The sequence below is a fragment of the Acididesulfobacillus acetoxydans genome (assembly GCF_902729405.1).
Classification (GTDB): Bacteria; Bacillota; Desulfitobacteriia; order Desulfitobacteriales; family Desulfitobacteriaceae; genus Acididesulfobacillus; species Acididesulfobacillus acetoxydans.
In genome coordinates, this window is sequence record NZ_LR746496.1 from 163,417 (window position 1) to 185,977 (window position 22,561).

At 54.7% G+C, this 22,561-nt stretch carries 20 protein-coding genes and 1 pseudogene; 1 reads left to right on the top strand and 20 read right to left on the bottom strand.

What is annotated here, in order from left to right; genetic code table 11:
• Nucleotides 1-75: 75 nt before the first annotated feature.
• The 10 genes from MNU25_RS00725 to gnd form a co-directional block, all read right to left on the bottom strand.
• Nucleotides 76-645 carry a DUF5317 domain-containing protein gene (locus MNU25_RS00725; protein ID WP_240983320.1) on the bottom strand — a complete coding sequence of 190 codons (570 nt, stop codon included), beginning with the start codon at nucleotides 643-645 and terminating at the stop codon, nucleotides 76-78.
• Nucleotides 646-719: 74 nt separating this feature from the next.
• Nucleotides 720-2,009: an HD-GYP domain-containing protein gene (locus MNU25_RS00730; RefSeq protein ID WP_240983321.1), complete on the bottom strand. Its 1,290-nt coding sequence runs from the start codon at nucleotides 2,007-2,009 to the stop codon at nucleotides 720-722.
• Between the two features lie 259 nt (nucleotides 2,010-2,268).
• A complete protein-coding gene (locus tag MNU25_RS00735) occupies nucleotides 2,269-2,913 on the bottom strand; it encodes a hypothetical protein (protein WP_240983322.1) in 645 nt (214 codons plus the stop codon).
• A gap of 589 nt (nucleotides 2,914-3,502) precedes the next feature.
• Nucleotides 3,503-5,017 carry an aldehyde dehydrogenase family protein gene (locus MNU25_RS00740; protein WP_240983323.1) on the bottom strand — a complete coding sequence of 505 codons (1,515 nt, stop codon included), beginning with the start codon at nucleotides 5,015-5,017 and terminating at the stop codon, nucleotides 3,503-3,505.
• Between the two features lie 238 nt (nucleotides 5,018-5,255).
• Entirely contained in the window at nucleotides 5,256-6,248 is a 993-nt protein-coding gene (locus tag MNU25_RS00745) for an ABC transporter ATP-binding protein (RefSeq protein WP_240983324.1), read from the bottom strand.
• Nucleotides 6,245-7,315: an ABC transporter ATP-binding protein gene (locus tag MNU25_RS00750; protein ID WP_306425077.1), complete on the bottom strand. Its 1,071-nt coding sequence runs from the start codon at nucleotides 7,313-7,315 to the stop codon at nucleotides 6,245-6,247. Before MNU25_RS00750 ends, MNU25_RS00745 begins: the two co-directional genes overlap by 4 nt.
• Entirely contained in the window at nucleotides 7,303-8,259 is a 957-nt protein-coding gene (locus tag MNU25_RS00755; RefSeq protein ID WP_240983326.1) for an ABC transporter permease, read from the bottom strand. The genes MNU25_RS00750 and MNU25_RS00755 overlap by 13 nt, the downstream gene beginning before the upstream one ends.
• Entirely contained in the window at nucleotides 8,256-9,227 is a 972-nt protein-coding gene (locus tag MNU25_RS00760) for an ABC transporter permease (RefSeq protein ID WP_240983327.1), read from the bottom strand. The genes MNU25_RS00755 and MNU25_RS00760 overlap by 4 nt, the downstream gene beginning before the upstream one ends.
• A 141-nt stretch (nucleotides 9,228-9,368) precedes the next feature.
• Nucleotides 9,369-11,057, bottom strand: coding sequence for an ABC transporter substrate-binding protein (locus tag MNU25_RS00765; RefSeq protein WP_240983328.1), 1,689 nt, complete (start codon nucleotides 11,055-11,057; stop codon nucleotides 9,369-9,371).
• Between the two features lie 375 nt (nucleotides 11,058-11,432).
• Entirely contained in the window at nucleotides 11,433-12,869 is a 1,437-nt protein-coding gene (gnd, locus tag MNU25_RS00770) for a decarboxylating NADP(+)-dependent phosphogluconate dehydrogenase (protein WP_240983329.1), read from the bottom strand.
• Nucleotides 12,870-13,389: 520 nt separating this feature from the next.
• On the opposite strand from gnd, the gene MNU25_RS00775 reads away from it, so the two are divergent.
• Nucleotides 13,390-14,793, top strand: a complete 1,404-nt coding sequence (locus MNU25_RS00775) for an MFS transporter (RefSeq protein ID WP_240983330.1) — start codon at nucleotides 13,390-13,392, stop codon at nucleotides 14,791-14,793.
• Here the strand turns inward: MNU25_RS00775 and MNU25_RS00780 are convergent.
• The 10 genes and pseudogenes from MNU25_RS00780 to MNU25_RS00825 form a co-directional block, all read right to left on the bottom strand.
• Entirely contained in the window at nucleotides 14,747-16,018 is a 1,272-nt protein-coding gene (locus tag MNU25_RS00780; protein WP_240983331.1) for a mechanosensitive ion channel family protein, read from the bottom strand. The genes MNU25_RS00775 and MNU25_RS00780 overlap by 47 nt on opposite strands.
• A 226-nt stretch (nucleotides 16,019-16,244) precedes the next feature.
• The gene (gene pcp / locus MNU25_RS00785) at nucleotides 16,245-17,087 is read right to left on the bottom strand and encodes a pyroglutamyl-peptidase I (RefSeq protein ID WP_240983332.1); all 843 of its coding nucleotides are present in this window, start codon (nucleotides 17,085-17,087) and stop codon (nucleotides 16,245-16,247) included.
• Between the two features lie 120 nt (nucleotides 17,088-17,207).
• Nucleotides 17,208-17,960: a LamB/YcsF family protein gene (locus tag MNU25_RS00790; protein ID WP_240983333.1), complete on the bottom strand. Its 753-nt coding sequence runs from the start codon at nucleotides 17,958-17,960 to the stop codon at nucleotides 17,208-17,210.
• A gap of 571 nt (nucleotides 17,961-18,531) precedes the next feature.
• Nucleotides 18,532-18,642: pseudogene (locus MNU25_RS00795) on the bottom strand (amino acid permease); the annotation flags it as partial.
• Between the two features lie 16 nt (nucleotides 18,643-18,658).
• The gene (gene ilvA / locus MNU25_RS00800; protein ID WP_240983334.1) at nucleotides 18,659-19,867 is read right to left on the bottom strand and encodes a threonine ammonia-lyase; all 1,209 of its coding nucleotides are present in this window, start codon (nucleotides 19,865-19,867) and stop codon (nucleotides 18,659-18,661) included.
• 16 nt (nucleotides 19,868-19,883) lie between these two features.
• A complete protein-coding gene (locus MNU25_RS00805) occupies nucleotides 19,884-20,267 on the bottom strand; it encodes a RidA family protein (protein WP_240983335.1) in 384 nt (127 codons plus the stop codon).
• 170 nt (nucleotides 20,268-20,437) lie between these two features.
• Nucleotides 20,438-21,334, bottom strand: coding sequence for a helix-turn-helix transcriptional regulator (locus tag MNU25_RS00810; RefSeq protein ID WP_240983336.1), 897 nt, complete (start codon nucleotides 21,332-21,334; stop codon nucleotides 20,438-20,440).
• 232 nt (nucleotides 21,335-21,566) lie between these two features.
• Entirely contained in the window at nucleotides 21,567-21,989 is a 423-nt protein-coding gene (gene vapC / locus MNU25_RS00815) for a type II toxin-antitoxin system tRNA(fMet)-specific endonuclease VapC (protein ID WP_240983337.1), read from the bottom strand.
• Entirely contained in the window at nucleotides 21,986-22,216 is a 231-nt protein-coding gene (gene vapB / locus MNU25_RS00820; RefSeq protein WP_240983338.1) for a type II toxin-antitoxin system antitoxin VapB, read from the bottom strand. Before vapB ends, vapC begins: the two co-directional genes overlap by 4 nt.
• Nucleotides 22,217-22,407: 191 nt before the next feature.
• A complete protein-coding gene (locus tag MNU25_RS00825) occupies nucleotides 22,408-22,557 on the bottom strand; it encodes a 5-oxoproline transporter, DUF979 family subunit (RefSeq protein ID WP_372503600.1) in 150 nt (49 codons plus the stop codon).
• Between the last annotated feature and the right edge of the window lie 4 nt (nucleotides 22,558-22,561).

Here is a 22,561-nt window from a genome sequence, read left to right on the forward strand (position 1 = left end):
TCCTCTTCCTTCCTCTGCCAAGGCCGTATCCCGGGCATAGGGTCTCTTCTGAAAAACTCGCCCGCTGACACCGCTTCAGCCGGAAATACCCTTCCCCGTTGTTCCGGGGGAAGAAAAGCTCCGCAATGAACGAAACACCAACCAGAACGCGCCGAGGTCGATCAGAACATCTCCCACACTGAAAAGCCACCTGCCTAAACCCGGCAGCGTCAGGTAAAAACGATCCGCAAGCGCTGTAAGACGCGTGCCGGCCGACATCAGCCCGTGAATTCCCACGCCTCTCGCCAGGCTGGCGATATCCCCAGGCGGTAAAGCCCAGGGAGCTACCGGCATCAAACCCCCGTTCAAAGCGATAACCAGACCGTTAAGGAAAACTCCCGCCGCCAAAACGCGCACACCGGGCAAGGACCGGTTAACCCAGGTAAAGGCCAGCAGCAGAACATAAGACAAAACGTGCAGAAGCGGGCCAACCCAGCGGGGCCCAATCCCCGACCCTCTTGCCGCCATCCAGGAGAGGACAGCCTGCAAAAAAAGCGCTCCCAGGACCAGCCAGGCACCGCGCAATTGCAAATAACTTAGGTTTTTTAATTTTCCCCCGGCCAATAAGCCCGCGGCAACCGCTAAGATCAAGGCTCCAATCAGCATAGCACACCCCCGGACACTTCAATTCGGCCGCAGGCTACCGCCATGTCAACGGAGCCCGCTGCCGAGAACAAAGACTAGGTTTGTTGCATCTCGCCCAGCGCACATTTCTTCACCCGGGCACATTTCTCCTCTTCCCCAAGTATCTTAATCAGAATCGCAACCAAGCGCGGATCGAGTTGGGTTCCCGCCACATGGCGCAGTTCCGTAATGGCTTCGTCGCGCGATTTTCCCTTGCGATAACTGCGATTCGAGGTAATGGCATCAAAAGAATCGGCCACTGCGATGATACGCGATTCCAACGGTATCGCCTCGCCAACTAACCTGTCCGGGTAGCCCGAACCGTCATAGTGCTCATGGTGATGGCGAATGACTAATCCCACATCGAACAGGAAGGTGATCTTCTTAACAATACTCTCGCCCACCACGGGATGGCTCTGCACCTCCTGCCACTCATCATCGGTGAGCCGTCCGGGTTTATTCAGAACCTGCTCGCTCACCCCGATCTTACCCACATCGTGCAGAACCGCCGCGTATTTGATAAACTCCGTCCTCTCCTCCGACAAGCCCAACGCTTCCGCCATGCGCGCCGAAAGGTCCGCCACCCGGCCCGAATGCCCGCTCGTGTAGGCATCCTTCGCTTCCAGCGCCTGCACCAAGGCCTCCACCGTATCCAGGTAGTTCTGACGCATGTCCATGTAGAGACGGAAGGAATGACGGGAAATTAAAAGTGGAAGCACTAGTAGAATAAGGCCCAAAACCCCGTAGTTCTGATAGACAAGAGCCACAAGCAAACCCAGCGGTGCCAGGGTCAGAAAGTTTGGTACGGCCCAGCGGATATTGCTGGACCAAATGGCTTTGGAAGACTTTCCTTGCAGTAAACCCAAAGCAACAGTGACGATTGCTATGTTCACAAGCATGTGAGCTAACGTTGCGATTACGTAAACTCCAACCGAAAACGGCGTTAGCCGAAAAGCCCTCAATCCACTCAACAGAACAACCAGAAGCCCGGCAGTAGACGACACAACAAACTGAGCGGCATTGAAGACACGCTTGTATAGAGGATCACCTTTAACCTCTTTGCCGAACACTAGAAGCCCGGCAACTGCTGCTACGACGCACACTACTCCGTCCGGAAAGGAGACCGTCGCTGCGAAAAACATTGCATAAGTAACCGTCACAAAGCCGCCCTTGGGCAGGGGGACTGGCAAGGACTCGCTGAGGACTGCCAAGCTTGCAAAGACGATTAGGTTCCGCACATTCGGCCAGTTCCAAGGTGTCTTCCATACAGCCAAGGCCAAAATGAGCAGCGCCGTAACAACCATAAATCTGAACAAAGGCAAAAATGGTTTGGGCATACTTTTCATAATCGTACCCCCGAAAATATATGGCCGACCTCTTAAATATTAGATCCTGAATTCAGCCCCGCCAACGAGCACCAGAGTAAGGATGACAGTAAGAACTTTAAATAACTTGCTGTTCATGCGGCAAACCTCCTATTTCTTTTTAATAAAATAGTACCAGGTTTAACCGCTTCGCTCGTTTTTCGCTTCGCTCGCTTTTAATTCTAGAGCCAAAACAGAAATCTACATTAAGACGGGTCGGCCAAAATCAGCAACAACTACACTATGGTTTTCCCAGGAAAAACACTTTCCGGTTGACCGCATCCAGCGTGGCTTTGACGACCGCCTCGCGGTCGTCGCTCCGGACCAGGGCACAGCCTACCAAGGAATCTTCGCCCCCCGGCCCGACCACGGTCACCGCCACCTGAGCCACTTTATGTTTGGCCAGGGGAGTGATAGCCACATCTTCCGGAACCAAGATATACGTACCGGAACTCAACGGGCTGAGAGCTTTCACCGTGGCCTCCACCAGGAGGCGGAATTTGTTTTGAGCCGAAGAAAAACCTTCGGTACTGCCCTCCAAAAGGCGCTCTCCGACCTGAAGCTCGACCGTGGCCTGGGCTTGACCACGCACTGTGCGCAACGACACTCCGACCAGTTTCGGCCGTTTCCATCTCTGCGGTTCGGGCTCCTCTTCTTCCTCCCCGACCTGAGCCACGCTGACTTTCTTGTGGTCGATTTCCAAACCGAACTGAGCCGCCAGGACGGATTCCACATCACGCACGATCTGCTTGGGGCTGCGTTCCGGCCCTGCCAAGACATGAACTTCTTCAATTGCGCCGCTTTCATTCAGTCTAATCCGTACCGCCGCTACCGACTTAATTTGCCTTAATGCCTGTTCATATACCGCGACAGAACCTTCCGCCATAATGTACCCCCTGCCACCCAGTTTGCCCTCACATCCGTCAATACCCCCGCCCTGTTGCGGCCTCCGCCTGTCCTATTCAGCGCGTATAAGTCTCCCGCATTAGAGTTCTAGCAAAAGCAGAGATTGCGACAGCTCTTTATTTCTGATAAGAAAACCTGCGTCAGCCTTGATTCAACGGGCTTCAGGACAATTAGAGATACCATTCGACATGAAGGTAAGATCTTCCTCCAAGATTTTACCCCATCCCAAAAATTTATCCATGTTTTCCGAAAGATCTTCCGCGGGAACACCCACAGTGCAATCCACTCGCTCTTACCCGATCGCGAATACTTTCATCCTCTGTCAGCGCCGCCTGGCGGCTTGGGAATCAGATAGGCAAAAGAAACCCGAGCAGCAAAAAAACCGGCCTATCGCCGGTATATCAAGGGCCATTTTCCTGTGACCAAGGGGCTTAGCCGCATGCCTCTGGATTTAGCCATAGGGAGATTTAATGATCCGGTTCTCCTTTTGAACTTTTTTACGGTCACCCTCACCGCCCATACTCTCACCGTCCATACTCCCACCGCCTATACCCTCACCATGCCCGCCCTCACCGTCCGTAAAGAAACCTTATCAGCCGTTCCAACCAAATCCGCTTCTTTTCCGTATAGGGGTACCACTGCAACTCGCTCTTGAGCGGGTAATACCCTTCGTTGCGGTGGCGCGTTTGCGTAAAGTCACGTAAGCCCTCGGCGGCATGCGTCCGCCCCAGGCCGCTTTCCTTGTACCCTCCCCAAGGAGTCGCCGCCAGCCCGTAGGTATAGATTAGATCGTTGATCCAGACCGTTCCCGCTTCCAAGCGGCCGGCCACTGCCCGGGCCTGCCTGCGGTTTTGTGACCACACGCTGGCCGAGAGGGCATAGCGACTGTCGTTGGCCAAGGCGATCCCTTCTTCCGCCGAATCCACCACGGCGATGGGCAGAAGCGGCCCAAATGTTTCCTCCCGCCAGACCGCCGCCCCGGGCGGCACGTTGACAAGCACGGTGGGCGGATAAAAATACCCCGGCAAATCCGAGCGCGGTTCACCACCGCAGAGGACCTTCCCTCCCAAAGCGAGAGCCTCCTCAACCTGTGCTTGGACTTTCCGCCGCTGGGTTTCGTTAATCAAAGGCCCGATGTCCACCGGCTTAGCCACGACCTCTCCCCCGGGTGCGCGCTCCAGAGGACTCCCCTGACGCAACCGCCCAGCCTTCGCCACCACTTTGGCGATGAATTCCTCCGCCACCGCACGTTCCACATAGCAGCGTTCCACCGAAGCGCATACCTGCCCGGCATTGGTAAAAGCCCCCCAAACCGCCCCATTGGCCGCTCGCTCCAGGTTGGCGTCTTTCAGGACGAGCATCGGATCCTTTCCCCCCAATTCCAGGGTGAGAGGGATCAAAGCCTGCGCCGCCGCACCCATAACTTTCTTCCCCGTCGCCACGCTCCCCGTGAACACGATCTTGTCAGGCCCCGCGGACACCAATGCTTCCCCGCGCGAACCCTCGCCCGTAATCAGTTGCAGGAGATCCGGCTCCAACCCGGCCTCGCCAAATACCTCCACCAAGCGCCGACCACTCAGCGGCGTTAGCTCGGACGGCTTGAGCAGGACTGCGTTTCCCGCAATCAGAGCGGCCGTCACCTGGGTGAACGGAATGCCGAAGGGATAGTTCCAAGGCGAAATAATCCCGACAACTCCCAGCGGAATATGCTCGAGGATGCTCCGTTTGTGGACAAACCACCCCAAGCCCAGGCGTTCCGGCCTCAGAATCCGCTCCGCCTCTTTTTCCAGGAAGCGGATCATGTCCAAGGCGGGAATCAACTCCACCGTCAGGGACTCCGGATAGGGCTTGCCTGTTTCCCAGCTCACCAAGCGGGCGATCTCCTCTTTTCGCGTAAGCAGCTCGGCGCGCAGCCGGGGCAGGAAGCGCAGGCGTTCCGCCAAAGCCCGCTTTTCCCAAACCCTCTGGGCCGCCCCGGCCTTAGCCAGCATCCCGGGAATTGCCGGGATCTCCGTCAGCGGCAGCGAACCGACGACCTCACCGGTCGCCGGGGAATAACTGCGGAGAATCGTTCCATTAGGCATGATGCAACCCCCCCGTATAGTGTACCCCCACCAACCCGAGGTCCGTTACCCCGAAGTACTGGCTGGTAATAACCCCGCAGGAATGATCCCATCCCCCGACCCGAGGCCGGTTACCCCGACATCAGCCGTGTGAACTCGGTCCGGAAGCGGGCAGAAAGGCACCCTCTCCTAGCCGGATCCATGTCCGTGCGCTCGAGGACAGGAACTTCGAAACAATCCATCTAACCCCACCGTCTCCTCACCCCAAGGGAAAATGGCAGGCAACCCGGTGGTCCCCCTCGCTGCTCCGCAACAGCGGTTCTTCTTCCCGGCATAGCGCTTGGGCATACGGGCAACGCGGATGAAACCGGCAGCCGGGCGGCGGATTGGCCGGTGAAGGCACATCTCCTTGCAAGATAAGCCGCTTGCTCCTCTTGGCCCGGTCCGGCCGCGGAATCGCGGAGAGCAGAGCCAAGGTATAGGGATGCAAAGGATGGCTGTACAACTCATCCGTTGGACTGATCTCAACCAGTTTTCCCAAATACATAACCCCAACGCGATCCGAGATGTGGCGCACGACATTGAGTCCGTGGGAAATAAACAAATAGGTTAGCCCCAGTTCTCTTTGCAACCTCATAAACAGGTTGATGATTTGAGATTGCACCGAAACGTCTAAAGCAGAGACCGCCTCATCGGCCACCACGAATTTGGGATGCAAGGCCATGGCCCTGGCTACGCCAACCCGTTGTCTCTGCCCGCCGGAAAATTCATGGGGATAACTGTTGCGGCGGGCGGGGTCCAAACCGACCAGGCGCATCAACTCGACCACTTTCTCGTCGATCTCCCGTTTGTTGACTCGCTCATGTACCCGAAAAGGCTCGCCTATAATATCCTTGATCGGCAGGCGGGGATTTAAGGAACCGAAAGGGTCTTGGAAAATTATTTGCAACTCTCGCCTCAAATGGCGCATCTCTTTCATCTGCAGCTTGGTCAGATCCCGGCCATTATAGAGGACCCGCCCCGCGGTGGCCCTTTGTAAATTGAGCACCACCCTGCCCAAAGTCGACTTTCCGCAGCCTGATTCGCCCACAAGTCCAAAAGTTTCCCCGGGGAATATCCCGAAAGAGAGATCATCCACGGCCTGTACATAACCGGCCGTCCGATTCAGCACTCCTTTCTTAATCGGAAAATACTTTTTCACGCCGGACGTTTCAAGCAAATATTGTTCGCTGGCAAGTTCCGGGGCATTCATAGGGTCCTCACCTCTTTTCCGCCGTTGACTTCGCCTTGATTCATATCAGCCGGCAGGTCGGGGCTCCGCTTCTCCGCCCTTTCCGCACCTTCACTCAACCAACATTTTACCACATGCCCCGAACCCAGATCATGTGGAACCGGTTCTTCCAGCCGGCACTTTTCCCGGGCCGGCACACAGCGCGGGTGAAAACGACATCCTTGCGGAAGCTGCGCCAGACTCGGAATATTCCCGGGAATCGCATATAGATCCTTTCCCCTTTCCGATTCATAACCGGGGATCGACTTTAAGAGCCCAAGCGTATAGGGATGGCAAGGATGACTAAATACCTGCTCAACGGTCCCCTCTTCCACTATCACCCCCGCGTACATCACCGCAATTTGATCGGCCACTTCAGCGGCCACTCCCATATCATGCGTAATCAGCAAAATTGCCATATTCAGTTCCGCCTTCAATTGACGTAATAAGTCTAGAATCTGGGCCTGGACCGTGACATCGAGAGCCGTGGTCGGCTCATCGGCTATGAGCACTTCCGGTTTGCAGACCAAAGCCATGGCAATGACCACCCGCTGACACATCCCTCCCGACAATTCATGGGGATACTGCCTGGCCCTCACCTCGGGTGCCGGAATGCCCACCAGCCGCAGCATCTCAATAGCATCCTGCCACGCCTCTTTCTTACCTTTCTTTTGATGCAGCATCACGGCTTCCGCGATTTGGTCCCCCACCGTAAAGACCGGATTCAGAGCAGACATCGGCTCTTGAAAAATCATTGCCAGCTTATAGCCACGAAGCTTAATCATCTCTTCCTGGGATTTCTGCACAAGATCTTCACCGTGAAAGAAAATTTCCCCACTGAGAATATCACCGCCATCATAGTCTATCAGCCGCATGATTGACAGAGAGGTCACACTTTTGCCACTGCCGGATTCCCCCACCAGACAGAAAGTCTTCCCCTCTTCCATCTTCAATGACACTCGGTCAACCGCTTTTAGAATCCCTTGCTCGGCCGGAAAGCCAACGGTTAAGTCTTTAATTTCCAGCAACGATACACTCAATGGCCCCACCTCCTTCGGGGACGACGCACTTTCCGCCGCGGATCAATGGCACTCTGTATCCCATCGCCAATGAAATTCACGGCCAAGACGACGACCAAAATACACAATCCCGGATAGACGGCCTGAAGCGGATCCGTCAGCATGTAGGCCTGAGCATTGCTGAGCATTTGCCCCCAACTGGTCTGAGGGGGTTGGATGCCCAGTCCCAAGAAAGAGAGCGCGGCCTCACTCAAAATGGCCCCGCCAATCATTAAGGTTGCATTGACGATGATAGGAGCCGTGGCATTCCGGATCATATGGTAGGTAATAATCCTCCAGTCGGAGGTTCCGAGCGCTTTCGCCGCTTCAACATACTCCGTCTCCCTTAACTGGAGGAAAGTGCCCCGTACCAACCGGGCTACCCCCATCCAGCTGGTGAGGGCCAGAATGCAGATCAGCAGGACAAAACTGGAACCGAAAATCGCCAGCATGAGAATGTTGAGAAAGAGAAGGGGTACGGAGTTAAGAACGTCCACCATCCGCATAAAGAAGGTATCGACAAATCCTCCGAAATAACCCGACACGGCTCCAATCAGCGTGCCGATAAAAACCGAGACGAAAGCGACACTGAAACCGACCAGCAGAGAGACCTGACTGCTGTAGAGCAAACGGGAAAAAATGTCGCGTCCTAACTCGTCTGTCCCCAGAATGTGGGCACCGCTGCCAAACGGCAGATTGGATGTGAGCAAATCAATCCTCGCCGGATCGAAGGGAGCGATGAACCGGGCGAACAAAGCGACGATGACAAAGAAAAGCAAGACAACCAGCCCGGCAACGGCAAACGGATTGCGCAAGAACCGCCTCCAGGCCATCCCGCCCAAACTCATCACCCGCGGCGCGGGCTCTGGGCCGGGATTCCCGCCCGGCAATGAATTTCCCGACAGCGGGCTCTCCCCTATCGGAATCCCACTCATGCTGCTCGACCCCCCCGTCCGGCCAGTTGAACCCGTGGATCCACAACGGCATAAAGGATGTCCGCCAGCAAATTACCCAAAATTACAATCACAGCTGTGAGCAGGGTAATGGCCATCAAGACGGAGTACTCCCTGGCCATAGCCATCTCAACAAAAAGACGGCCCATGCCGGGCCAGTTAAAGACACTTTCCGTCAAAGCTGCCCCTCCCACCAAAATAGGTAAATCCAAACCCAGAACGGTAATGATCGGAATCAGGGCGTTACGCAAAGCATGGCGAAAAACAACACGTCTCTCCGGCATGCCTTTGGCCCGGGCCGTACGAATATAGTCTTGAAACAAAACCTCCAGCATACTGGAGCGGGAGTATTTCACATAGGCAGCTAAGAAGCCCAAAGTCAAGACCGTGACCGGCAGCACCAGATGAGGCAGCAAGTTCAGGATATTTCTCGCCTGTCCCATCGTATACATATCAGACAAAGGCAACCAATTCAGCTTAAGCGAGAACAGCTCTTGGAGTAAAATACCGAACCAGAAGGTCGGCATGGCAAAACCCAAATAAGAAATCACCGCGGCACTCTGATCGGAAAGGCCGTATTCACGCGTGCTATTGTAAATTCCCCAAGGAATCGCAATCACCAAGGAAAGAAACCAGGCAACTCCCATCAGAATCAAAGTATTCCCAACAGTGGGCCAGAGAATTTTGCCTACGGGAATATGGTTTTTAAAAGTATAGCCGAAATTTCCCTGCAGTAAATCTCCCAGCCACCTCACATACTGGATCGGAATCGGCTGATCCAGCCCCAAATTATGCGCCTGTACTTTAGCGGCTTCCTGGGACAGACCCGGAGTCAGATAGATCCGCACCGGACCACCCGGTGCGGAATGAATGAGAGCAAAGGTAACCAAAGAGACCAAAAATAAGACCAGCACAGACTGCAAGAGCCGCCTAAGGAAATACTCTCTCAATTTCCGATTCTCCTTTCGTGAGGGAAAGGGACTTTCCGTCCCTTTCCCTCTCTTACCCTCACGGGATTTAACCCGGCCTTAACGGGTCTGCGGCCGCATCCGCATGCTGCCGCAACTCAGCAAACCAATCCTCCGCCCGTTTTACTTGCCGGTAACCCACCAGTTCTGAATATGATAAAAATACCCTTCAGCCAAAGAGGGGGCCGGCCGGTCTTTGTGCTCAAAATGTACCCTTGGGCCCAGTCCTTCCGGTGTACCATACTGATACAGGAAGACGTAAGGAAGATCGGTCGAGATTTCCTTGGCAATCTCGGCATAAATCTTTTTGCGCTCGTTCTGGTCATTAGTTGAATAACCTTTTACCCATAAAGCATCGAGCGTGGGATTTTTGTACCAAATATTGTTTTGCCCAGCCGGCGGGAAATACTTGGAACTAAAAATGCTTTCCTGGTCGGGATCCGGGTTTGTCAGGGACCAAGCCAATAACAGCGCTTGGAACTTGCCGGGATTCACGTTCTGATCAATCCAGGAAGAGAAATCAATCGCCTTTGGCTTGACCTCGATCCCGACATTCTTCAGTTCCTGCTGAATCACAACGGCTACCGCTTCACGGCGGCTGTTTCCGGCGTTAAACTGGAGTTCAAACGAGAAACGATGCCCGTCTTTGCGCAGAATCCCATCCGGGCCCGGCGTCCACCCGTCCTCTTTCAACAGTTCCTTGGCTTTATTGGGATCATAAGGATAATTGACCGCCGCCGAACCGGGATCAGCCCATGATCCGGGCAGGAAAAGTGAGTTCATGATTCTGCCCGTCCCTTTCAGGATATCATTGACCATCCCTTGGCGATTAAGCGCATAAGCGATGGCCTGACGGGTTTTCTGTCCCAGGAAGGGGTCAAAATTCCCCGGGAAGTTTTGCGGTTTAAAATTAAAGGCCAAGTATTCGTATAGCGGGCCCGGTGCCAGAATCACACGGATATCCTTCCTTTGCTTGACAGCACTTAAGGCGGTCACCGGGAGACCCGTGTTCAGATCAACATCCCCTTTGATCAGGGCTTGTACTTCTGTATTTTGATCGGCATAGATTTTATAGATAATCTTTTGAATATGCGGCTTGGGGCCCCAATAATCGGGATCCCGTGTGAAGGACAAATACTGCTTCTCTTTCCATTCCGACCATTTCCACGGTCCGTCCGTTACGGTCTTAGCCGGATCCTTGCCATAGGCATTGTTTTGTAACTCTTTTGGTTTTACGTCTTTCAATATGTGATACGGTACAACCGCCGCATTCAGATAGTATTTAAATGGAGCGTAAACTTGTTTGAGTGTGATCCGGACGGTATGTTCGTTCACCTTCTTGACGGAAGCCACTTTATCATACCCGGAAATCCCCGGTGAACCCACTTCCGGATTACGGATGGTGTTGATCGTGTAGATCAGATCATCAGCCGTTACCGGCTGGCCGTCGCTCCATTTAGCCGTGTCTTTAAGTGTGACCGTGTATGTTTTTCCGTCGGCACTGATCTTCGGCAGCTCTTTCGCCAATGACCAGGGTTCCACCACAAGGTTTCCTTGCCGGTCCAGATCATAAACGTTCGCAAATAAGAAAGTCGCTGCATCTTGGGATGCCGTATCTTGGATAAACAGCGGGTTGAGCGTAACAATGTCAGAAAAACTGGAAACCGTCAGCGTTCCCCCGTCCACCGGTTGCGTATTGGCATTTGCCTTACTGACAGTGTTTGCAGTGGGTGCAGATGAACATCCTGACAACAGCAAGCCCACAGTCAGCAAAGCCACTAAGACTGAAAACCATTTTCGGCAGAATTTCATTACCGATTCCCCCTCCCTATAATCATAGATAATCAAGGACATTCCGGACCATAATCCCACATCGATGAAGTTGGGTGCACCGCCGTGCCTATTCATCTTTAGTTGAGCAAGTCTCTTCGCCTCCTCCGGCTAATTTTTTCCATTAATCACAATATATCTATATCTTCAGCCCACCGGTTTTAATACACCTTCTTTCGGATATTCAGAGATCTAAAGTTCTTCAAAGCAAATTGGAGTTCGAGCTGCCCCCTATTCCGGGGACCCAGCTGCCTGCCGGCTGGAAACTTCCTCTGTCTGACAGGGCAAAGAAAAGACTCCGGAGAACTTTTCCTCTCCGGAGCCTCAAATACCGGCCAAGACCGGTTTTAAGTCCGCTCAATTATTTCCCGCGCCTTGAACCTCATCCTGCCAGACGACGTGGAATTTCCCCGGCCGGTCCGTCCGCTCAAACATATGCGCTCCGAAATAATCCCTCTGGGCCTGAATCAGGTTGGCCGGCAGGTCGGCTGTCCGATATCCGTCGAAATAATCGAGGGAAGAGCTCAGGGCAGGCGTGGCAATCCCGAGTTCTTTGGCGCTGGCGACAACCCGGCGCCAACCCGCCTGGGCCCGGTTCAGTCTCTCTCTGAAAAATGGATCCAGCATTAGATTGACCAGACCCGGGCTTTTTCCATAGGCCTCAGCGATCCGATCGAGAAACCCGGCCCTGATAATACAGCCGCTCCGCCAGACGAGTGCCGCCCGGCTCAAGTCTAACTCCCAGCCGTAGGCCTGCCCAGCCGCCCTGAGCAGGGCAAAACCTTGGGCATATGAACAGATCTTCGCGGCATAAAGAGCGTCCCGCAGGGCTGCCAGGAATTTCTCCTTGTCCCCCGCGTAACGCGGGTTCGGCCCGGGGAACGCCCGTGCCGCTTCGACGCGTTCTGCTTTGAGAGCGGACAGGCCGCGGGCATAGACCGCCTCTGTAATCGTCGGGGCAGGCACTCCCAACTCTAAAGCACTTTGGCAGGTCCATTTGCCAGTACCTTTCTGCTCAGCTTGATCCCGGATCATCTCCACCAGAGGCCGCCCGCTCTCCTCATCCGGGCGCGCCAGAATCTCCGCTGTAATCTCGATGAGAAATGACTCCAGTTCTCCCTCATTCCAAGTCCGGAAAACCTCAGCCATCTCCTCGGCCTCCAGCCCCACAGCCGCCTTCAGCAAATGATAACTTTCGGCAATGAGCTGCATGTCCGCATACTCAATCCCATTGTGTATCATCTTAACATAATGCCCCGCCCCGTCCGGGCCGAAATAAAAGGCGCAAGGAGTCCCGGCCGCGCGGGCCGCGATCCTGTTAAAAAGTCCGGCCAACTCGCGGTAAGCCTCTTCGTTGCCCCCGATCATAATACTGGGCCCGTTCAAAGCCCCTTCCTCGCCTCCGCTCACCCCCACGCCCAGGAAAAGGACGCCCGCTTGAGCCAGCCTGGCGTTGCGCCGCCGCGTATCTTCAAAATGAGAATTGCCGCAGTCCAGAAGAATATCCCCCGCCTCCAGGTGGGGAAGAAGCTGCCCGATGATCTCGTCCACCGGCCGGCCCGCTTTGACCATGAGCATGATTTTGCGCGGCCTGCGCAGGAGACCCGTAAGTTCGGGCAGAGAATAAGCCGCCGCCAGAGCCTTGCCTCGGGCCCTGCCGGCCAAGAAACGGGTCGTTTTCTCACCGGTGCGGTTGAATACAGCCACAGAAAAACCCTGCCTCTCAATATTCAGCGCCAGATTCTCCCCCATGACAGCCAGTCCGACCAGCCCTATGTCACTGTAAGCTTCCATCGTTTCCTTGCCTCCGCGTTCTTGCTGACTTCAGCGTGAAATCTACGCTTCACAGTCCCTATTATCACCGAGTCCGCTCCCGCTATTCCTTTTGATTCCCGAAACTCGCCGCGACTGCCGGGGAAACACGTGTCATCTTTAACCCGCCGGAGGGAAGGTACACGAAAGCTTATTCTGACCCTCCCGTCAGTGAAGTGAGAGGACTCCCGGCTGCTTCCCGGGAACGTGAAACAGGCAATGTATGCCCCATGAAACATCTTGCCGTCTTAGGGCCCAATATATTTGTCTAGGGAACGGTGCCGGTGATTTTGTGAAAAGTTCTCCAAACTATGGTATAATAGGCTCATGGCTGACCAAGAGGTCGACATGTTTGGTGCTGGCTGCTTGATTTCCCTACCGTCGCGAAACATATGAAGATAGATTAGTCAGACTATGCTGAATCGATTGCCATCCGCCTGATTCATCAATTGTGGGCAAAGGCCGTCTCCGCTCAAAGGCGGCAGCAGAAAGGGGACATGAAATGACAGCTAAACCCGTCAACAAATGGTCGGTACTCGCTTCCGTCTTGATCGGAACCGTCATGGGACCCATCGATGCCAGTGTCGTCTACATCGCTCTGCCCGCCATGTCCAAATTCTTTAAGGTAGCTCCGGCCACCATGAGCTGGGTCTCCATGGCCTATCTTCTGGTCATGGCCAGCTTCCTTCTCAGTTTCGGCCGTTTGGGAGACCTGATGGGCTTCAAAAAACTGTTTTTGGCCGGCTTGCTCTTTTTCGTGGCGACTTCCGCCCTGTGCGGCTTCGCTCCCACTTTGGGGGCCCTCATCGCCTTACGGGCCCTGCAGGCGGTTGGTGCCGGTATGGCCATGTCCATGTCCACCGCCATCATCACGGCCGTCTTCCCTCCGCAGGAACGGGGCAGAGCGCTTGGCTTGTACGCGATGATCATCGCTTTAGGGCTGGCGGCGGGACCCAGTCTGGGCGGCTTCCTGGTAAGCAGCGTGGGTTGGCGGGCCATTTTCTTCGTCAACGTGCCCATCGGCATCATTGCCTTTTTTTGGTGCTTCGCCGTCCTGCCCGCCATCCCCGGCCAGGGACGCCGGCCCTTTGACTGGCAGGGAGCGCTTTTGGCCTTCATCGGCCTCGGTACTCTGCTCCTCTTCGTCAACTGGACAAGCGCCAGGGGCTGGGTCTGGTCCACCATCCTAGTCGGCCTCGTCGCCCTGGTTTCTCTTTACACGTTCATCAGGCTGGAACATAAACTGTCCGAACCCATGCTCGACCTCACCCTGTTTCACAGCCGGGTTTTCTCCGCGGCCAACGCGGCAGCCCTCTTCAACTTTTTGACCCAATACGTCATCGTCTTTGTGACTCCTTTTCTCCTCCAGCGGGCGCTCCACTTCCCCGCGGCCCGGGCCGGAGAAATCATGACGGCCTTTCCGCTCACCGTTCTCATCGTTGCCCCCCTGTCCGGCGCCTTCTCGGACAAAGTGGGCCAGAGATGGCTGGCCTTCGCCGGTTCGGCGCTTTGCACCCTGGCCGCAGCCTTACTGGCCGTTTCCAGCAGCGGCGCCACCGCCTGGAAAGTGGGGCTCTGTCTCAGCGCCTTTGGGCTGGGCACCGGCATTTTCCAATCACCCAATAACAGCGCCGTCATGGGATCCGTACCCCGCTCCCGGCTCGGAATCGCGGGCAGCGTCCTGGCCACTACCCGCAATGTAGGCATGGTCCTCGGTATTGTCACGGCCGGGGCTATTCTCAACACTGCCTCCCTCCCGCACGGGATCCCGACAGCGGGCGCCTGGAGCACCCCATATCTATCAGGTTTAACCGGCGCCTATCTGGCCGCCGCCATAGCTTCCGTCCTGGCCACTCTGATCACCGTGCTGGCCCATGAGGCGAGTCCGAAGCAAGGGCAAGTTTAGGGTCCGTGCCCGGTCGCAACTCCTGAATGATCCGGACGGCGAGCGCCAAGACCCGATCGCGTACCATCTCCTCCTTGTCCCGGGAGTGGACGTTGACCGCAACGGAATAGGCGGTCGGGTAGACATCGGCAAAAGTAACCTCAACGGCTGAAGAGACGGGCTCCGAAGTCGTCCCCGAAGCCACCCCCGAAGCTGCTCCCGGAACTACTCCCGAAGTTACCCCCGAAGCCACCCCCGGAGCCATCCCCGAAGCTGCTCCCGGAACTACTCCCGAAGTTACCCCCGAAGCCACCCCCGAAGCCACCCCCGAAGCCACCCCCGGAGCCATCCCCGAAGTTACCCCCGAAGCCACTCCCGAAGCTACTCCCGAAGCTGCTCCCGAAGCCACTCCCTCGTTTTTTCCTATCCATCCCTCGCCGGCCGCAAACTCCGCTTCCAACCGGCGCCTTAATTCTTCCATAAAACGTACCGAATCTACTTCTAAAGCGACATCAAAACGCAAATGCACGCGGTGTGCCCCTTCATGAGTCCGGTTTTCCAAAAAGGACTGGGCAATGATTCCATTGGGAATGAGCTGAGGATAGCCGTCCCGGTTGAGAATTTCCGTGTACATCAAGTTAATGTCTTCAACCCGGCCATAGTAAGCCGGCCGGGTGGCCTCATGGGGAAAACTGGGCATCAGCAGGGGAAACTGCCAGGCGACAATCCCAATGTAATCCCCGATGCGGAAGGGCCGGACAAAGATCAGCCAAATTCCCCCGATAATATTGGCAAAAATCGTCTGCCCCGCCAAACCGATGATTACCGTCAGAAACGTGCCCCCGAAAATGACGCTGGGCACCCCAACCCCGAAGGCCGTCAAGACAGCCACAGTGATGACCGTAAAGAGAAGGAGCCGGGTCAGGTAACGCACCATCGTGGACCTCTGGGGCCCCAGTTTTTCGACCGGGAAACGGAAAAGCCCCCGCTCCAAGAGATGAGAAATGATGGCCCCGATGATGAGCACCAAGACCGCTTTGATCATATGGATCCATTGCACCGGAATGCGGTGGAGCATTCCGCTGCGGGAATCAAGAAAGACAGAAATGACAACCCCTATGACGACGAGCAAGCCCATCCAGATGAGCGTGTACCGCCAGCGCCGGACTCCCTTGGGCGCGGTTCGGTTGGCTTCGGTTCCCCCAGCCGATACTCCCCGGGACGAAGTCTTATCCAATCTGCGCATTCTTTTCCCCCCACGGGTACCTTCAGGCCCCCTTTTCCAAGTTATTATATACTCGTGCTCTCGGCATTTAAAGCCCTGAAGCGCCGCATAACACTCCCCTGCGGTTGAAGCCCCCGCACGTCCGGCCGACGCCGCCCGGCTCTAACCGACCCGGGACATTCAGGCAAGCTGCTTAATGCGGTTCCGGTTCCCGGGCTGCCACGAATTAAAGGCCCGCCGGGGAACCTTAACCTTTCGGGGGGAGGAGGATGTCCGCCTCGCCGGCGGCGTGTACGGTTTCCGCAGCCGCCAGTTCCAGGGCCCGGACCACTACCTCCAGGCACATCGTGGGCTGCCCGGAGTTTTTGCAGCCCTGTTCGGGAAGGTACGGTATATGAATAAAACCGGCCGGTATTATCCGGCCCTCTTCGGCCAGATAATGCAACAGGCCGTAGAGCACATGGTTACAGACAAAAGTCCCCGCGCTGTTGGAGACGGAAGCGGGAATTCCGGCGGTTCGCAGAGCCTCCACAATTCGTTTGAGCGGAAGTGTGGCCCAGTAAGCGGCCGGACCGCCCCGGACCACAGGCACATCCACAGGCTGCTGCCCCGCGTTGTCCGGAATCCGAGCATCATCGACATTGATCCCTATCCGTTCCACTGTGATGTCCGGCCTGCCTCCCGCTTGCCCCACACAGATAACCGCCGCCGGGTTCTCCTCCTCGACAGCCTTTTTCAGGGCCTCAAGTGAGCGGCCGAACACCGTCGGCAATTGTCTGACGACGATTTGCCAACCGTTTTTGCCACCCTCTACCTCTCCATAGCCGGGATCTCCCACAGCCGGCGTCGCCCAGCTGGCATCTCTGGCCTCGGGACCGCGTTGGACCGCATGCTCTTTCCCGGGATCCCGACCCTCCGCACTTTCCCCGGCAGGATCTCCTTCGGCAGGATATTCTCCGCCGGGATCTCCTCCGTTCGCGACCACTGTGTTCAAATACTTTCCGTCCAGGATCCGAACCGCTTCCCAAGACGGATTGGTCTCATCTCCCCCAAACGGATCGAATCCCGTAAGCAAGAGCTTCCCGATCATCTTCTTCATACTCCTTTCCCATCAAGCCTGCTGCCGGCTGCCTAACGGCCAAATCAGGTTCACTTACAGATTCACTCGCAGGTTATGACTATTCAGGGTGTCGGACTGAACCCGAACTGCCTACCAAGCCTTGACCGTAATCCCGGCTGTCCGGAGAACCTCCCTAATAGCTTGGGCCGCGCTCAGGGCTCCGGGTTCATCCCCGTGCAAACAGATCGTTTCCACCTTAAGGGCTATAGTCTGCCCGGTAATGCTCCGCACCTTCCCGCTCTTCACCATGCCTGCAACCCGCCGGGCGATCTCCTCCGGATCGTGAAGCATCGCTCCGGGCTGGCCGCGGGACACCAAAGTTCCGTCCTCATTGTAATTCCTATCGGCAAAAACTTCCGAGACCGTGGCCAAGCCCGCTTCCGCTCCCGCTTCAATCAGGCGGCTCCCGGACGGGCCGAAAAGGCGCAGGGCCGGAGAGAAGTCCCGCACCGCCGCAGCCACCGCCGCGGCAATCTCCGGGTCAACCGCCGCCCGGTTATAGAGAGCGCCATGGGGTTTCACGTGCCTCAGGACCAAGCCTTCCCCCTTGGCCAGGGCAGCCAGCGCCCCAATCTGATATAAAACCAGATCATAGACCTCGGCCGGCGCATAGCCGAGCCAGCGCCGCCCGAAGCCCTGCAAATCCGGCAGGCCCGGATGCGCCCCCAACGCCGCCCCACCCGCGGCCGCGAGCCTAATCGTCCGGTGCATGACGCTGAAGTCCCCCGCGTGAAAACCGCAAGCGATATTGGCAGAGCTTACCAGCCGCAGAATTTCCTCGTCGCGGCCGACTTTAAACATCCCAAAACTCTCACCCAGGTCACTGTTTAGATCGACATGCATTCTCTCTTCACCTCTTCCTTGTATTTCTCCTATCTCTGACCTCTGTCTCCTCCCGCTCTCCTCCGCCTCTCGCCTTCCTTTGTCTCTCGCCTTCCTCCGTCTCTCGCTTTCCTCCGTCTCTCGCTTTCTCCTGTCTCTCGCCTTCCTCTGTCTCTTGCTTTCCTCTGTCTCTTGCTTTCCTCCGTCTTTCGCCTTCCTCCGTCTCTCGCCTTCCTCTGTCTCTTGCTTTCCTCCGTCTTTCGCCTTCCTCTGTCTCTCGCTTTTCGTGTGCCTTTTGCCTTGGTCGCCTGCCTTTCTCTCCCCTGCTTCTCTTTGCCCTTTCTTCTGTCCTTCTCTCTACTCCGGTTCTTCCGCCGCTTCCAAGTCTCTTTAGCTCGTAATTCGCCGAAGTCCGGTGAATTCCTCTTGCAGCGTTAGGAAACTTCCACCCAATCGTTCGAATCCTCGGAATTCAGCGAATACGAACACTCATTTTCTGCAGCGCCGGCTCCGGTAGAGCCAGCGGGCCCGGGCAAAAACCCGGGCCGCCCTGTACGCCGTGAAAAACATACGTTGCAAAAACACGTTGCGCTTTATTAGTGCTTGCCGATCCCATAAACAGACCCACGCCAATGGTTCCCCCGAGTGCAATCAGCTCTATATGCCGTGCCTTGAGACCCCGGGTTAACTGCCTCTCTTCCATATTAACACTCTCTTTCTCAGCGCATGTCTACGCTATAATGCCGTTCTTCCATCAGCTTTCTGATCTTGGCAATCTGTTCTTCGTTCGCGGTTTCCAATTCCAGCTCCACCCGGCAGCTGCCTAACGCCACATCCCTGCTTTCCCGGCTGTGCGTCACCGCCAAGACGTTGGCATTCGCGTCCGCGATTAATTTTAACAGTTGCCACAGTTCTCCGGGCTTGTCCGAAATCACGGTATCAAAAAACACCTTGCGTCCGGACTTAACCAATCCCTTGTTAATAATGCGCGTCACCGTATTGACATCAATATTGCCGCCGCTGATTAAAGCCGCTATCTTACGATGTTTGTAGGCGGGAAAACTGCTCAAGACGGCGGCAATGCTCACCGCGCCCGCACCTTCGGCCACAGTCTTGACTCGTTCCAGCAACAGCAAAATCGCCCGCGCGATTTCTTCTTCATCGACCGTCACGATCTCATCCACATAATGCTGACAGAGCTCAAAAGTCAGGGCCCCCGGGGTTTTGACCGCGATACCGTCGGCGATGGTCGGAATTCCGTCAACCGTCACGACCTGCTTTTGGGCCATGGCTTGTGCCATAGAAGGCATGTTCTTGGTTTGCACGCCAATGACTTTGATACTCGGCTTCATTTCTTTCAGAGCCACGGCTATTCCGGAGATAAGGCCGCCGCCGCCGATGGGTACCACCACCGCTTCAACATCCGGCAAATCCTCCAGCAGTTCCAAGGCAATCGTTCCCTGACCCGCGATGACCAAAGGATCGTCAAACGGGTGCACAAACGTGGCATTCTCTTCTTTCTGAATGCGCCGGGCTTCCGCATAGGCGTCGTCATAAACATCACCGTGCAAGACTACTTTTGCTCCGTATCCTTGCGTCGCAATCACCTTTGATAAGGGAGCATGCTTCGGCATCACAATGGTAGACTTGATACCGAAAGTGGTTGCGGCCAAAGCGACCCCCTGAGCATGATTACCGGCGGAAGACGCGATGACTCCGTTTTCCTTATCCTGCTCGCTTAAATTCGCGACTTTGTTATAGGCCCCCCGCACTTTGAAAGAGCCTGTGCGCTGCAGGTTTTCCATCTTGAGGTAAACCTCATTCCCGCTCATCTCGCTGAGAATATTACTATACGACAGTCCTGTTCTGGAAATCACTCCATCCAAAGTCGCACGGGCTTTTTTGATCTCTTCAACTGTGACTTGCACTTTATCACATCCTCGCTTATTTTTGGCGCCAGGCGATGACTTCTATTTCGACTAAAGCCCCTTTGGGCAGGCTGGCAACTCCGATACAGGAGCGAACCGGCAAAGTATTCGTAAAGTAGGTTGCATAGACTTCGTTGACGGCGGCGAAATCATCCATATTGACGATAAAAATAGTGGTTTTAACCACATCCCCAAAATCCAAACCCGCAGCCAGAAGCACCTGTTTTAAATTTTCCATGACCTGTTTCGTCTGGGCTTTAATGCCCCCTGCGACAAACACCCCCGTCTCGGGATCAAGGGGAATTTGGCCTGACGTTAGAAGATACTCTCCCGCTTTGATCGCCTGGGAATAGGGACCGACGGCTTTCGGGGCCTTAGAGGTTTTGATTGCTTCGTTCATTTCCATTTCTCCTTCTGCGTCTATTTGTACCACGCCTCTGTCTGTAACATACATTTATGCGCAATCAGGCTGTCCACGACGAGCGGCCTTTGGCTTAGGACCTTTCAATCAAGGACGTCCTGAGTGGTACCGAAAAGAGTAAACATCCTGCTAGACTGAACTGTAGTGTTTCACTTCGATGTCAGATACCTGTAAATCGTGCTCTCCGATGTTCTTAAGGCCTTAGCCACTTTCGCGATTGAACCTTTGATCTTGAAAATACCGCTTTCCCGCAGTTGGCGCACAACGGCGCTTTTTTCCTCAGTGGACATTCTTTCCCCGGGAACCTTATACTTGGCCATGACCTTTTTTACCGCCTCATTAACCACGTAGTCCAAGGACGTGCTCAACAGCTCTGCGACCTCTTCTTTAGGGTCGTCTCGGGCGTATGCCCGTTCGTCTGCCTGGGCCTCTGCTTGAACGTTTTCCTCAGCGTCTGCTTTGGTATCTATTCCGGAATCTATTCCGGCATCTGCTTTGGTGTCTGCTTTAGCTTTTCCTTGAACTTTGTCTTTAGCCCTTCCTTGAACTTTTTCTTTGGCTTTTTCTTGAACGTCCTCTTGAACGCCTTCTTTTCCCCGCGCCCGCCTGTCTCCTTCGCCCTCCCCTCCGGGGCCAATACCCATTCCGTAACCGGCCACTGCCTCAAGGGGAAGCCGGGATGGCATTCTCGTAATCGGATGATCCGGGGAATCCAAAATATTGACACACAGCATCCCTATCAGTTCCCCCTTATCATCTTTAATGTAATAAGTCGAGGATATCAGCTTCTTGCCGTCTGCCGTACGGCTGCGATAATTGACAATGGCATTCTGCCGCAAATAAGCTTTATTTTCCAGAAGCTTAAGGCCTAAATCCGTCAAAGGACATCCCAGATAGCGACCGCTGATATATCCGTTGCGAATGGCAATCACGGAGTTCTCAACATCCACGATGTCATGCAGCAGTACTTCGCAATGTGAACCTATAATGTCCGCGATAAAATCTACGAGTGGGATATACAAATTCAATAACCGTTTATAGTTCATCACATTCACCCTCTTTTTTCGGTTCTTGCTTGTCCGTCGATTCCCCTGATCTCTCTGCTCTTCGTCTAATAGTTAATTCTCCATTTACGAGTAAATTCCTCCTACGGTAATAATTTTTTATTATTTGCAGGGAAAGCATTTGCCCCTACCCAGGACCGATAGAAAAAGGCGGGACAAAAAAGAAGACACTTCAAGCAAAGTGCCTTGTTCGCGCGTGTGTCTTATCTATCGCTTATAAATCAGAAGGCTTATTTTCACTCACCCAATTTTCAACCTCAAGGCCCTCCACTCGCTCAAACTCACGCACGTTATTGGTGACGACAATAAGTCCCTTAGCCTTCGCATGAGCTGCAATCAACATATCCATAGCCCCAATCGGAATCCCTCGTCGCCTCAGCGCTGCGCAAATTTTCCCATACTCTGCGGCCGCTTCATGATCAAACGGTAAAATGTCCGTAATGGACAAAAATTGATTTAACGCAAGTGCGTTTCTTTCGGGATATGCGCTTGCTTCTACGCCGTGCATGAGTTCCGCCAGGGTAATTGCTGAAATGGCAACGCCGTCACCCATGTTCGAATGAAGAGTGATGAGCACATTTTCCGGTTTTTTCTTTATGAGATACACACAAATATTGGTATCGAGCATGTATTTCATAAAGTCTCCCTCTGCACCTGAACACCCCCATCACGTTCTTCCGCAAAGAAGTCATCAGTGAAACTGTTCAGTCCCTGAAGAAAGGTTTCCCATACACGCTCTTTTGGAAACAGCATAACAGTATTACCCACTTTTTGAATATAGACTTCGCTGCCCGAAAAACGATATTCTTTCGGCAGCCGGACAGCTTGGCTCTGCCCATTAATAAATAATTTTGCAGTTTCCACCTGTATCACCTCACTTATAGTATATATCTTAGTATATACTATCATCAAGCCGTCTATGCAAGACGCATAACGACTATCCACAATAACTTATCCGCCTTGTCGTGTGCCCAGTAATTTTCGCCGTTTTTGCCTTTGAGTCAGCCCGCCTTCGCCTTCCGCTCCGACTGCCTCCTTTACCACCTCTGACTTCCTTACCAGTGCCCTCCCAGGGCCAGGAAATACATAAAGCAGATGTTGGCTGCCAACAGAATCAGAGCGGTCGGAATCTGAGCTTTGATCACTTGATATTTGTCCGGCAAGTCCAAGAGGGCGGCCGGCACAATATTGAAATTAGCAGCCATCGGC

Excerpts from the sequence above, each read along its gene's own strand:
- MNU25_RS00725 (WP_240983320.1), bottom strand. The coding sequence starts at position 645 with ATGCTGATTGGAGCCTTGATCTTAGCGGTTGCCGCGGGCTTATTGGCC.
- gnd (WP_240983329.1), bottom strand. The coding sequence starts at position 12,869 with ATGGAAGCTTACAGTGACATAGGGCTGGTCGGACTGGCTGTCATGGGG.
- pcp (WP_240983332.1), bottom strand. The coding sequence starts at position 17,087 with ATGATCGGGAAGCTCTTGCTTACGGGATTCGATCCGTTTGGGGGAGAT.
- MNU25_RS00755 (WP_240983326.1), bottom strand. The coding sequence starts at position 8,259 with ATGAGTGGGATTCCGATAGGGGAGAGCCCGCTGTCGGGAAATTCATTG.
- MNU25_RS00790 (WP_240983333.1), bottom strand. The coding sequence starts at position 17,960 with ATGCATGTCGATCTAAACAGTGACCTGGGTGAGAGTTTTGGGATGTTT.
- MNU25_RS00780 (WP_240983331.1), bottom strand. The coding sequence starts at position 16,018 with ATGCGCAGATTGGATAAGACTTCGTCCCGGGGAGTATCGGCTGGGGGA.
- MNU25_RS00810 (WP_240983336.1), bottom strand. The coding sequence starts at position 21,334 with ATGAACTATAAACGGTTATTGAATTTGTATATCCCACTCGTAGATTTT.
- MNU25_RS00730 (WP_240983321.1), bottom strand. The coding sequence starts at position 2,009 with ATGAAAAGTATGCCCAAACCATTTTTGCCTTTGTTCAGATTTATGGTT.
- MNU25_RS00745 (WP_240983324.1), bottom strand. The coding sequence starts at position 6,248 with ATGAATGCCCCGGAACTTGCCAGCGAACAATATTTGCTTGAAACGTCC.
- MNU25_RS00825 (WP_372503600.1), bottom strand. The coding sequence starts at position 22,557 with ATGGCTGCTAATTTCAATATTGTGCCGGCCGCCCTCTTGGACTTGCCG.
- MNU25_RS00765 (WP_240983328.1), bottom strand. The coding sequence starts at position 11,057 with ATGAAATTCTGCCGAAAATGGTTTTCAGTCTTAGTGGCTTTGCTGACT.
- MNU25_RS00775 (WP_240983330.1), top strand. The coding sequence starts at position 13,390 with ATGACAGCTAAACCCGTCAACAAATGGTCGGTACTCGCTTCCGTCTTG.
- MNU25_RS00735 (WP_240983322.1), bottom strand. The coding sequence starts at position 2,913 with ATGGCGGAAGGTTCTGTCGCGGTATATGAACAGGCATTAAGGCAAATT.
- vapC (WP_240983337.1), bottom strand. The coding sequence starts at position 21,989 with ATGAAATACATGCTCGATACCAATATTTGTGTGTATCTCATAAAGAAA.
- MNU25_RS00740 (WP_240983323.1), bottom strand. The coding sequence starts at position 5,017 with ATGCCTAATGGAACGATTCTCCGCAGTTATTCCCCGGCGACCGGTGAG.
- MNU25_RS00805 (WP_240983335.1), bottom strand. The coding sequence starts at position 20,267 with ATGAACGAAGCAATCAAAACCTCTAAGGCCCCGAAAGCCGTCGGTCCC.